The sequence below is a fragment of the Nostoc sp. NMS8 genome, from assembly GCF_017115045.1.
Classification (GTDB): Bacteria; Cyanobacteriota; Cyanobacteriia; order Cyanobacteriales; family Nostocaceae; genus Nostoc.
The window spans coordinates 1-12,842 of sequence record NZ_JABXKK010000035.1 but is presented as its reverse complement, the minus strand read 5'-3'; the positions used below and the strand labels follow the sequence as shown (position 1 = coordinate 12,842).

Here is a 12,842-nt window from a genome sequence, read left to right as displayed (position 1 = left end):
TAATGTTAATCCGTCGTGTTTCCATTTTGGCGGCGGCGATGATTGCCCTTGGTAGCACTATTGCTCTGGCCAAGCCAACTTTAATTTCACAGCAAGTCATTGCCCAAAACCCCACAGGTGTAACTCGTCCAAACCGTGCTAAATCAGAGGGATGGCTCAAAGATTTGAATTTGACATCCCAGCAACTACAACAGATTAAGCAAATTCGTAATCAATCCAAACAGCAGATAGCCCAAAAATCACAGGAAATCCGTCAAGGGCAACAGGAATTACATGACCTGATCGCAGGGACAGCTACTAAAGAGCAAGTGCGAGGTAAATATAACCAAATTAAGCTTCTAAAGCAGCAGCTTAGTGATACCCAGTTTGAAAATACCCTTGCGATTCGGGAAATCTTGAACCCAGAGCAACGGCAGAAATTTGCCGATCGCATGTATAAGAAAAATCCTCCCGCACAACACAATTAACTCTATGACTGTAAAGCCTAAATTTTGGGGGTTGTTGCTGTTGATCTTACTGGGGTCAATTCCTCCTAGTGATGCAGCTTCCACACCTGTTGACCCAAAAGTATTACATATAATTAATCGCCTCAGCTTTGGCCCTCGTCCGGGAGATGTGCAAAGAGTGGAGTCTTTGGGTGTAGAGCGATACATTCAGGAGCAACTCTCACCGGAATCGATTCCCGAACCGCAAAGTCTCACCAGCCAACTCAAGCAGCTAAATACTCTCTACTTGAATCCGGTGGAACTTTCAGAACATGGCACAACTAATCTTCCAGGGCAAAAACCCACCCCATTAGAAAGAAAAGCTGCCAATAAGTGGGCGAAACAAGTGCTAGATGAGTCAGTGCAGGGGCGATTATTAGAAGCAACTAGTAGTCCCCGATAACTCCAGGAAGTGATGGTGGACTTTTGGTATAACCATTTTAATGTGGATGCTGCTAAAGGACGCGATCGCCTCTGGGTGGGAGCTTATGAACAACAAGCAATTCGACCTTATGCTTTGGGTCGCTTTCGTGACCTGTTAGGGGCAACAGCTCATCATCCAGCTATGCAATATTATCTAGATAACTTCCAAAATCGGGCTGACAACCACCCCGATGCTCAAGGTAATATCCGCGGCTTGAATGAGAACTATGCCCGCGAACTTATGGAATTACACACTCTCGGCGTAGATGGAGGTTATACTCAGCAAGATGTACTTGTTCTGGCGCGGATTTTAAGTGGTTGGGGTTTCAGTCGTCCTGGTCAGCAGACAGATAATACTTTCGGATTTTACTTCAATCCAAAGCGTCATGATTTTAGCGACAAAGTTTTCCTGGGACACACAATTAAAAGTGGTGGTGAATCTCAAGGGGAGGAAGCTTTAGATATTTTGGCTCACAGTCCGGCAACTGCACGTCACATCAGCTATCAAATAGCTCAATATTTTGTCAGCGATCTTCCCCCAACGACTCTGGTAAACAATCTCACACACCGTTATCTGGCCACTGATGGCAATATTCGTGAGGTTCTCAACACCCTATTCCACAGTCAGGAATTCTGGGATGCCAAAAATTTTAATGCCAAGTTTAAAACACCCTATCAATATGCTATCTCTGCGGTGAGGGCCACAGGCGTGGAAGTAGAGAACACAAGACCAATCTCCAATCTGCTGCAACAGTTGGGAATGCCTTTATACGGTTGTCAAACCCCAGATGGTTACAAAAACACAGCAGATGTGTGGTTAAATCCTGATGCAATGAACCGCCGCCTCAGTTTTGCTGCGGCGATCGCTAATGGAAATTTACCCTTATCAGCCATCCCTACAAATATAGAACAGAGGGAGCAAATCGGCACAGGGCAAAAACCTTTACAAAAGTCTCCCAGTATTCCTGTTGATGCTTGGCAACTAACCAATACATTGGGCAATTCTTTGTCAATGAAAACGCAGAATGCGATCGCCTCTAGTTCCCCTCAAATCCATAGTGCTTTAATTTTGGGCAGTCCAGAATTTATGCATCATTAGTTACAGTTTTTGCCAGTTTTGTCAAAAATTAATTATCAAGGCTCTTTTTTTGGCTAAGGTATTGGTCTTTAGAACTAGGTTGTTGACATAGCAGTTCTAGCCGAGACACAGAAGCGAATTTGAAATAGCCATAACTCAGTAATTTTAATTATATATGAAAAGACGTGACTTCCTAATCCAAGGTGGAATTTTTTCAGCTTCCGCGATCGCAGCAGTAAGCAGCAATCCTTGGATAGCTAGATCGGCTACCCCAAACAGCGATCAGAAGCGCTTGATTGTAATTTTCCTCCGGGGGGCAGTAGACGGTTTAAACATCGTAGTTCCTTACTCAGAGACAGCTTACTATCAAGCCCGACCGCAAATTGCTATTCCCCAACCAGGGAAGGAAGGGGGAGTAATAGATTTAGATGGACGCTTTGGCTTACATCCAGTATTAGATTTTTTGATGCCTTTCTGGCAACAGAAGAGTTTGGCCTTTGTTCATGCCTGTGGTTCACCCGATCCAACTCGTTCTCACTTTGATGCCCAAGAATACATGGAAAGCGCTACCCCTGGTAATAAACATACTCAGGATGGTTGGATGAATCGTTTATTAGGTGTGATTTCTCAAAAAACACCCATCCAAGCGGTAAGTGTCGGAGAAACAACACCCTGGATTTTATCTGGACGGATGCCTGTAGCTAACATAGCATCAGGAAGAAATGCTAACAGACCTCTGCCAATAGATCGTCCTCAATTAGCAGCAGTATTTGACCAACTTTATGGCGGTAATGATGCCTTAAGTCAGACCTATCAACAGGGACGGATGGCGCGTCAGGCGATCATGAATGACCTAGATAGTGAAATGAAAATGGCGAATAATGGCGCGCCTTCACCTGATGGCTTCGCCAGCGATGCCCAACGATTGGCACAACTAATGCTAAAAGACCCCAGAATTGAGTTAGGGTTTATAGCTTTGGGAGGTTGGGATACCCATGTCAATCAAGGTAGCACTCAAGGACTATTAGCTCGAAATCTCAAAAAATTGGGTTCGGGTTTGGCCACTTTAGTCGAAGGTTTAGGGAGCGTTTATCAGAATACGACAATTGTCGTGATGTCTGAGTTTGGTCGTACAGTCAAGCAAAATGATAATGGTGGTACTGACCACGGTCACGGGAATGTTATGTGGGTTTTGGGTGGTAATATTCGCGGTGGTAAAGTTTATGGTGAATGGCCTGGTCTATCTACAACCCAACTTTACCAAGGTAGGGACTTGGCTATTACTACTGATTTTCGGGATGTAATCTCTGCTGTGTTGTCAGATCATCTGCATCTCAACGAAGCAAAATTGAATCACGTGTTGCCAAATTACGTTTCTGCTGAGAAAGTAGCATTAATCATCAAGTAAATTTACTTATGTTGCAATGATTCGTTTAATGCTCAAGCAATTTTTTCAGAGATTTTCTGATAAAAAGATTATATTCATAGTGGTTGAGAAAATTTACAGACATGAGTTTCATCAATTTGATCCTGATTACTTTCTCTTAATAAATTTTGTGCAACTAATTTAGAGAAGCATACGGCGATGCCTTCACAGTAGGCATCGCGGATTTTAGATTTAATCTAATCTAAAACCCCAAATCGAGTTACCGATTCACCGCCGCAGCTTCTCTTGCTGCTGCTGCTTGATCTGGGTGGATACCCAAGCGGGTAAGATTAATCCGACCTTTGTTATCAATTTCGCGCACTTTGATAATCACTTCATCGCCCACCGCTACTTCATCTTCAACTTTGCCAACGCGGTAGTCAGCTAGTTGAGATATGTGAATCATGCCTTCTTTTCCAGGCAAAAATTCCACAAATGCACCTATCGGTATAATCCGAGTAATGCGTCCTGCGTAGACATCCCCTTCGTGCAACTTGCGAGTCATGCCTTGGATGATATTTCTGGCTCTCTTCGCTTTGTTCTCATCCACAGCAGAAATTGTCACAGTGCCATCATCTTCGATGTCAATTTTTGCACCAGTTTCCTCTGTGATTCCCTTAATAGTCTTGCCTCCGGGCCCGATGACCAAACCAATCATGTCTGAATCAATCTTGATTGTTAACAGACGTGGGGCATAAGCTGAGGTTTCAGTCCGTGGCGTGTCAATGCAGGCGAGCATTTTCTCTAGAATATGCAATCGGGCTGCTTTGGCTTGGTGGACGGCTTGGGCTATCACCTCCAAAGACAAACCGGAGATTTTCATATCCATTTGCAAGGCAGTAATCCCGGTATCCGTCCCGGCAACTTTGAAGTCCATGTCACCCAAAAAGTCTTCAATACCTTGGATGTCGGTCAGGACTCGTACTTCGTCCCCTTCCTTAATCAGACCCATTGCCGCGCCACTAACGGGTTTGAGAATTGGTACACCAGCATCCATCAGGGCGAGGGTGGAACCGCAGACTGAACCCATTGAGGTGGAACCGTTGGAAGAAAGTACTTCCGATACGATACGAATCACGTAGGGGAATTGTTCTTTGGACGGTAGCACAGGGATTAGCGCTCGTTCTGCCAATGCCCCGTGACCAATTTCGCGCCTTCCTGGGGCCCGCATTGGCTTGGTTTCACCGACTGAGAAGGGCGGAAAGTTGTAATGATGCAGGTAACGCTTGTGCTGATCTAGCTGCATGTCATCGTTGAGGTTTTGAGCATCCCCAGGTGTACCCAAAGTACAAGTGGATAATACTTGAGTTAGTTCGCGGTTAAATAAACCGCTACCGTGGACTCGCTTTGGTAAGACATCAACTAAACAAGAAACCGGACGCACTTGATCGAGTTTACGACCATCAACGCGGACGTTATCTTCGATGATTTGTCGCCGCATGAAGTGTTTGGTAATATCTTTAAAAGTGTTACCAAGTGCCTTCTTATTTGCAGTTGCAGCAACTCGAATTGGGTCTTCTTCTGACAGTTCAGTAATCGTCGCGGCAATTTCATCCTTGACGACATCTAAAGCTGCATCGCGTTCGGGTTTGGTCAAACTAAATTGAGACAGGATTTTCTTAATCTGACCGTTGGCGCGATCGCGGATATAATTTTCTAACGTTTGGTCTACTTCTGGTGGTGCTTCTTGCACTATTACTAGACCCAGTTCTGCAATTAAATCTTGCTGCGCTTTGATTAAGTCTCGCACCGCTTCATAACCAAAATCAATCGCTTCGAGAATATCTCGCTCTGGCAACTGATTGGCTCCCGCTTCCACCATGATCACGCCATGTGGTGAACCTGCTACTATCAGATCCAAATCTCCCGCTTCGGTTTCTGCATAAGTGGGGTTAATAATAAAATCATCTCCCACTAAACCAACCCGCACTGCTGCCATTGGCCCATTAAAAGGAATCTGGGCAATCAGGGTAGCAATGGAAGCGCCTGTAACTGCTAACACATCGGGTGGAACTAACTCGTCCATCGACAGCGTTAAGGCAATAATTTGCAAGTCATCCCGCAACCATGACGGGAACAAAGGACGCATGGGACGGTCTATAAGACGGCTGGTGAGAATTGTTTTTTCTGGTGGACGACCTTCGCGCCGCATGATCCCGCCGGGAATCCTACCAGCAGCATATAGCCTTTCTTCATAATCTACTGTGAGCGGAAGAAAATCAATGCCTTCTCTGGCTTGCGATCGCGTAGCCGTCACTAAAACGGATGTGTCCCCTGATTCTATCAAAACCGACCCACCTGCCTGGGGAGCTAGTAGGCCTACTTTCAGTCGAATATCCCTTCCATCGAAGGATATTGACTTATCAACTTCTGCCATTCAGTTTTTTTTCCTTCTCTTTCGCTATTCTCTTTCTGTGGCAATGCTAACATTTATGCCCTATGGCTGACTTCTAGTACATACAAAGATAGACAAGTCGTTTAACGCAAAGTGTGATATAAGATTAGCGCATCTACCACCTGCCCATTCTCTAGCTTCGCCGCACCCGGAATTCGCCCAATAATCTCAAATCCTAACGACTGCCAAAGTGTAATTGAAGGTATATTAGTCTCAAAGACCAAATTAAACATCACTGCTTCGTAGCCCAGGTTTGCTGCGATCGAAAGCATAGCCTCTCCCATGAACCGTCCTAAACCCTGACCGCGTAACTCAGGTTGTACAATAAAACCAGCGTTGCAAATATGGTTACACTGACCGGGAAAGTTTGGCTTTAAATAAAATGCCCCTAATATTTCTTTTGACTTGTGTGTAGGATCTACAACAGATGTCCTGACAACAAAGGCATCCTTACTTAACCAGTAAGCTGAAAATTCTGTAGGAGAGAGAGGTTGCTTTTGGGGATAAGTTCTACCTTCAATAATTACAACATTGAGTAATGCTCTGACAATCTCCTGTTCTTGAGGATGCATATAATCCAGTTCAACTAATATGCCATTTTTTAAGACTTTAATTAGGGGAAAATTCATTATTAACAATCTTTATATGGAATAATTACTTAAATATTATTTATTGTATGCAAATATTGGTCAATAAATCTTCTTGAGAAGATGCAAAGAGTAGAATAGTTGCGATTTTAATTCTTGAGTTTTGGGAAAATCTGAGTAGTTAGCAAATGGCGATTTTACACTGTAATTGGTTACTAAAAAATCAAAATGGTTGTTTATTTATTTGGGGGGAAACTTGGCGATCGCCACGAGTAAATTCCGAGTCTAATGGATCTGGAGAGATAGCACTACATCCATTAGCAATGACATCAGTTGAGTTGAGTGAGTGGTTGCGTTCCCAGAACATGGCAATTACCAACTTCATCCAAAAACCCCAAGTTGCGATCGCAACTACTGGGCGAACACGCAAAGCCGCCAGTGCGCCTGAGATAAGTTTGCCAACCCACTCTCAAATCATTGCCCTACCAACTTATATAGAAGGTAGCGATAAAGGAATAACAGCGATTTTCCCTCTACATTCTGCCAGCTTGGGGGAAAATACAGATTCCCCCCAATATTTGCAACCGTGGCGAGTTGAAGGTTTTTTTCTCAACTCCAGTGAAGCAGTAAAATTTCTCGCTGCTGTTCCCTTAAATGCTGCTAAAGGGGAAGATGCCTTTTTAGGTGGAGATTTACGCTTTTGGTCGCAAGTTGCCCGTTGGAATTTAGATTTAATCTCACGCTGTAAGTTTTTACCAACAATTGACCGAGAATCAAATGGTGCATTTGCTGCCGAATGGCAAGTACTTTTAGACAGTGCTGTAGATGGAACCCGCCTAGAAAAATTTTCTGCAACCATGCCGTTGGTTTGTCGTACTTATCAAGAGGGACTGGAGACTGGAGAAGAGTTTTCCCAATCGCCAATCCCTAATCCCCAATCCCTATTTTATGTAGACTTTCCAGCCGAACCTCAAGAATTACTTTTGGGATTTCTTAACAGTACAATAGATGCCCAAGTGCGAGAAATGGTGGGTTCTCAACCTCCAATTGAAGCTAAGGCAATCGCATCTTTACCAGGTGGAGTGCGACAGTGGTTGCCAGCCTTAACTAGTGCATCTCATACAGTTAATGCAGATGCCATTGAAGTGGAACGATTGGAAGCGGCACTGAAGGCCTGGACTATGCCGCTACAATACCAATTAACTATTAAAACTCTATTTCGTACCTGTTTTCAACTGCGTTCTCCTGAATCTGGCGAAACAGATTGGACATTGGCATATTTTCTGCAAGCAGCTGATGATCCTGAGTTTTTAGTGGATGCGGCGACTATTTGGAACAATCCAGTTGAACGATTGGTTTATCAAAATCGCACAATTGACCAACCACAAGAAACCTTTTTGCGAGGTTTGGGTGTAGCTTCTCGATTATATCCAGCGATCGCACCCAGCTTTGAAACGGAATATCCCCAATCTTCTCGTATCACGCCCATACAAGCTTATGAGTTTATCAAAGCTGTAGCTTGGAGGTTGGAAGACAGTGGTTTGGGAGTAATTTTGCCTCCCAGTTTAGCGAACCGTGAAGGATGGGCAAATCGTTTGGGTTTGAAAATTACAGCCGAAACCCCAAAAGGAAAGCAGGGACGTTTAGGGTTACAGAGTCTACTAAATTTCCAATGGCAATTGGCAATTGGTGGACAAACTATTTCCAAAGCTGAGTTTGATAAACTTGTGGCTTTAAATAGTCCGCTAGTGGAAATTAATGGCGAGTGGGTAGAATTGCGACCCCAAGATATCAAAACAGCCCAAACATTTTTTACCACTCGCAAAGACCAAATGACCCTTTCCTTGGAAGATGCCTTGCGTTTCAGTACAGGAGATACCCAGGTAATTGAGAAATTACCAGTAGTAAGCTTTGACGCATCTGGCGCATTGCAAGAGTTGATTGGGGCGTTAAATAATAATCAAGCGATCGCACCTTTACCTACACCAGCAGGCTTTAAAGGGCAGTTGCGACCTTATCAAGAACGTGGTGCTGCTTGGCTGTCATTCTTAGAACGTTGGGGCTTAGGCGCGTGTCTCGCCGACGATATGGGACTCGGTAAAACCGTGCAGTTCATAGCTTTTTTGCTACATCTCAAAGAACAGGATGCACTAGAAAATCCAACACTACTAGTTTGTCCAACTTCAGTGTTAGGCAATTGGGAAAGAGAAGTTAATAAATTTGCACCAAGCCTGAAAATTTTGCAATATCACGGTGACAAACGTCCCAAAGGAAAAGCGTTTTTAGAAGCCGTAAAAAAACACGATTTAATCGTTACCAGCTATTCACTTCTTCATCGAGATATCAAGTCATTGCAAAGTGTCTCTTGGCAGATAATTGTTTTAGACGAAGCCCAGAATGTGAAAAATCCAGAGGCGAAGCAGTCAAAAGCTGTCCGGGAATTAGAAGCTACATTTCGCATTGCGTTAACGGGGACACCAGTAGAAAATAGATTGCAAGAATTATGGTCTATTTTAGATTTTCTCAATCCCGGATATTTAGGCAATAAGCAATTTTTCCAGCGTCGGTTTGCGATGCCAATTGAAAAGTATGGTGATACGGCTTCGTTAACTCAATTACGTTCATTAGTACAACCATTTATACTGCGGCGATTGAAAAGCGATCGCGACATTATTCAAGATTTACCAGATAAGCAAGAAATGACCGTATTTTGTGGTTTAACTGGTGAACAAGCTGCACTTTATCAACAAGTTGTAGAACAATCTTTAGTAGAGATAGAATCTGCTGAAGGATTGCAACGTCGGGGGATGATTTTAGCTTTATTAATTAAACTCAAACAAATCTGCAATCATCCAGCCCAATACTTGAAACAGGCGACATTAGAACAACATAATTCAGCAAAACTTCTGCGGCTAGAAGAAATGTTAGAAGAAGTTTTAGCAGAAGGCGATCGCGCTTTAATCTTCACACAATTTGCTGAGTGGGGTAAATTACTTAAACCCTATTTAGAAAAACAGCTAGGACGAGAAATATTCTTTTTATATGGCAGCACTACTAAAAAGCAACGAGAGGAAATGATCGACCGTTTCCAACACGATCCTCAAGGGCCACCGATTATGATTCTTTCTCTAAAAGCTGGTGGTGTAGGACTGAATTTAACACGCGCCAATCATGTATTTCACTTTGATAGATGGTGGAATCCAGCCGTAGAAAATCAAGCTACAGATAGAGTATTTCGGATTGGTCAAACCCGGAATGTGCAAGTACATAAATTTGTTTGCACAGGCACTCTAGAAGAAAAAATTCATGACATGATTGAAAGTAAGAAACAACTAGCTGAACAAGTTGTAGGTGCTGGTGAAGAATGGTTAACTGAAATGGATACAGACCAACTCCGCAACTTACTACTACTTGATCGCAGTGCAGTAATTGACGATGATGCAGAATAAGTTATCGAAACAGAATTCAGGAGTCAGGAGCCAGAATACAGGAAAGGTATTCTGTGCGACTGGTAGATAGCGCAGCGGTAGCGAGTATTTTCGAGTCGCGTCAAGATTGCTGACTCCTTACTTCTGAATTCTTCTTCAACGTAAATCAAAGAAGAATTAAACAATCACAAAACTGTCTTTGGTTAGTGACAATCCAGCACTTAGTTGTGCAAATTTTACCTGAGTAAACTCAGATGCACTACCATCAAGGTCAAAGAACAGTCCACCTGTAGCGCTGTTGTAGATAAATCGCTGAGTGCTAGTGGTTGCAGATGTTCCGATGGTAAACTGAGAAGCTGAAAGTGAAGGTGTTGACAACCCGCCACCAAAACCAGCAGCCGATACCTGAATCAATTCATTAGTCGCGTTGAAGTCATAAAGATTATCAAGTCCTTCATTGAAACTATTAAAAGCAAAGGTATCAGTACCATCATTTCCATAGAGGGTGTCATTACCTTTTCCACCTGTGAGGTAGTCATTGCCCAAACCACCATAAAGAGTGTTATTGCTTAATGCCTCATAGGCGGAGAGAGTATCATTGCCATCACCTCCAGAGAGTAGGTTCTTGCCTGTTGAATAATCAACAATTAATTTATCGGCACCAGCGCCACCGTTGAGGGTGTTATTGCCTGACGCTCTGCGATAGCCTCCTTCGCCGACATTATCATACTCGTAGCCAGAGGCGGATAGATAATCATTGCCATTGTCTCCAGAGAGCAGATTATCGCCTGATGAATAGTTAACATTCAAGTAATCGTTACCAGCACCACCCTTAAGGGTGTTATTGCCAGTGGTGTTCTGAGAAGATCCTCCGAACAAGGTACGACCGTAAGTAGAGCCGGAGAGAGAATCATTGCCATCGCCCCCAGAGAGCAGGTTATCCCCTTCTGATTGATCGACATTCAAGTAATCGTCACCAGCGCCACCGTTAAGGGTGTTATCACCAGAAGGATTGCGGCTGAAGCCGCCAGAGGCAAAAAGAGAATCATTGCCATTGCCACCATCGAGTAAGTTATTGCCTCTTGATATATAGCTAGCACTCAAGTAATCGTTACCAGTGCCACCGTTAAGGGTGTTATTACCAGAGGCGCCATAGACGGAGAGAATATCATTTCCATTACCTCCATCCAGTAGGTTCTTGCCTATTGAAAACTCAGCATACAAACTATCGTCACCAGCACCACCGTTGAGGGTGTTATTGCCAGACACCTCATCGCCATAGCCTTCATCGCGTTCAGAGGCGGAGATATAATCATTGCCATCGCCACCATCCAGGAGGTTATCGCTACTTGAAAGGTCAACCCTCAAGCGATCGTCACCAGCGCCACCGTTGAGGGTGTTATTGCCAGATATCACATTTACTTCGTAGTTATAGGTGCCAGAAACTGAGAGAGAATCATTACCATCGCTACCAGAGAGCAGGTTATTGCCTATTGAATTCTCAGCATTCAATGTATCGTTACCAGCGCCACCGTTGAGGGTGCTATTCTCAGATGCCACACCGCTGTAGCTGTAGGTGCCAGAAACTGAGAGAGAATCATTGCCATCGCTACCAGAGAGCAGGTTATTGCCCGCACCACCAATGAGAGTATCATTGCCCGCACCACCAATGAGAGTATCATTGCCTACACCACCGCGTAGCAAGTCGTTGCCACTCTTGCCGTCGATTTTGTCATTACCCCCCTGACCATTGATGACATCATTTGAGTCGTCTAAACCTGTAATGTTGTTGTCGAGGTCATTGAGGAAAGTCACCGTGTTCTTGTTAGACAGACTAGTTTGAGTGGAGTTCGCATCAAAGACATCAAAACTGTCGGTAATACTAGTTTGTCCATTAAATAGAATATTGCCAATGGCTGGTCTTGCCCCAGAAGCTTTCAGGTTCTCCAAATTTTCTAATTTGAAGTTTTGCAGGATAACTTTGGCATCACTCCCTACTCCTTCAAAGGTGATTTCTAGATTGCTGCCATTCTGGGTAAGCAGCATATTTCGGGCAGTGAAGGGATAGCCCTCGAATTTGATGGTATCCACTTCGGCAAGAACTGCTGCTGTCGGGTTAATTCCTTTACCCACGCCACCGAAATCAGTGATGATATCAGTACCATCGCCCACATTGTAAACAAATGTATCTTGTCCGCCGCCACCAGTTAAGGTATCGTCGCCCTGGTTAGCTGTGATGATATCCCTACCTGCAAGACCCTTAATCGTGTCTGCTAACTCGCTGCCCACTAAAGTATCATTCCCGTTGGTTCCAATGATATTTGCCATAACTTTTACCTACCTAAATCGATTTTTTCAGTAAATTGACGTGAGTCTCCAACGGAGGCCCACGTTAATTTAAGTGAACAAGGATGATTAAAAATTCACAATTACCTTTTGTAACGGAGATTCTAATTAGGCATCAAAACCTGAAGCCCATAGGATACTGTTGGCAAATAGGGGGTAAGACCCCTCGATTGAACGATAAAACAAGGCTTTTGTTAGGCGATCGCATTATTAATATTGCGTCGTAAACCCTATAAAATCGTGGGTGTGAGGGGTGATACCTCTGAATCGCCAGTAGCATCGCATAGAGGGAGAGGAATTAAATCTCCAACTTTGTCAAAAAATCTGACAATTGAATACCTAAAATTCACACTCAATATTTGGTTTCTTGTCAGCGTCTCAGTCCTAGTACAAGAGAAAATAGTCAAGTGTTATTCGGAAAATATATTTTCATACCCTCCTTGTAAGTTTTTTACGTAGATGTCTAGCTTGAAAATAGGGAACATCTAAACAAACTTACACAGACTATATATTAGCGTATTTACTTAAATCTTTTTGCTTAAAGATACATCTTTGCATATTCTTTACATTATTTGCTGATAACTTTACGTAAAAATATTTTTTTGATGTATTATTAATCTAGGACTTACGCATTGACAGAATAACAAAATAGTGAATTCATAAATAAGGGTCGT

At 43.4% G+C, this 12,842-nt stretch carries 6 protein-coding genes and 1 pseudogene; 4 read left to right on the top strand and 3 right to left on the bottom strand.

Features of this window, described 5'->3' with window-relative positions; translation table 11 throughout:
• Window positions 1-2: 2 nt before the first annotated feature.
• From HWQ39_RS04915 to HWQ39_RS04905, 3 genes and pseudogenes are all read left to right on the top strand, one after another.
• Entirely contained in the window at window positions 3-467 is a 465-nt protein-coding gene (locus tag HWQ39_RS04915) for a Spy/CpxP family protein refolding chaperone (RefSeq protein WP_292842192.1), read from the top strand.
• A 4-nt stretch (window positions 468-471) separates the two neighbouring features.
• Window positions 472-2,007: pseudogene (locus tag HWQ39_RS04910) on the top strand (DUF1800 domain-containing protein).
• Window positions 2,008-2,161: 154 nt separating this feature from the next.
• Window positions 2,162-3,394 carry a DUF1501 domain-containing protein gene (locus HWQ39_RS04905; protein WP_292842190.1) on the top strand — a complete coding sequence of 411 codons (1,233 nt, stop codon included), beginning with the start codon at window positions 2,162-2,164 and terminating at the stop codon, window positions 3,392-3,394.
• Window positions 3,395-3,632: 238 nt separating this feature from the next.
• Here the strand turns inward: HWQ39_RS04905 and HWQ39_RS04900 are convergent, their stop codons facing one another.
• Window positions 3,633-5,789, bottom strand: coding sequence for a polyribonucleotide nucleotidyltransferase (locus tag HWQ39_RS04900; protein WP_292842188.1), 2,157 nt, complete (start codon window positions 5,787-5,789; stop codon window positions 3,633-3,635).
• Window positions 5,790-5,890: 101 nt separating this feature from the next.
• Complete coding sequence (locus tag HWQ39_RS04895) at window positions 5,891-6,436, bottom strand: N-acetyltransferase (RefSeq protein WP_292842186.1); 546 nt, start codon at window positions 6,434-6,436, stop codon at window positions 5,891-5,893.
• A gap of 146 nt (window positions 6,437-6,582) precedes the next feature.
• Here HWQ39_RS04895 and HWQ39_RS04890 point away from each other — a divergent pair, with 146 nt between their 5' ends.
• Window positions 6,583-9,843 (top strand): DEAD/DEAH box helicase, encoded by a 3,261-nt coding sequence (locus HWQ39_RS04890; RefSeq protein WP_292842184.1) that lies wholly within the window; start codon window positions 6,583-6,585, stop codon window positions 9,841-9,843.
• Window positions 9,844-9,999: 156 nt separating this feature from the next.
• On the opposite strand, the gene HWQ39_RS04885 is transcribed toward HWQ39_RS04890, so the two are convergent.
• Window positions 10,000-12,150, bottom strand: a complete 2,151-nt coding sequence (locus HWQ39_RS04885; protein WP_292842182.1) for a calcium-binding protein — start codon at window positions 12,148-12,150, stop codon at window positions 10,000-10,002.
• Between the last annotated feature and the right edge of the window lie 692 nt (window positions 12,151-12,842).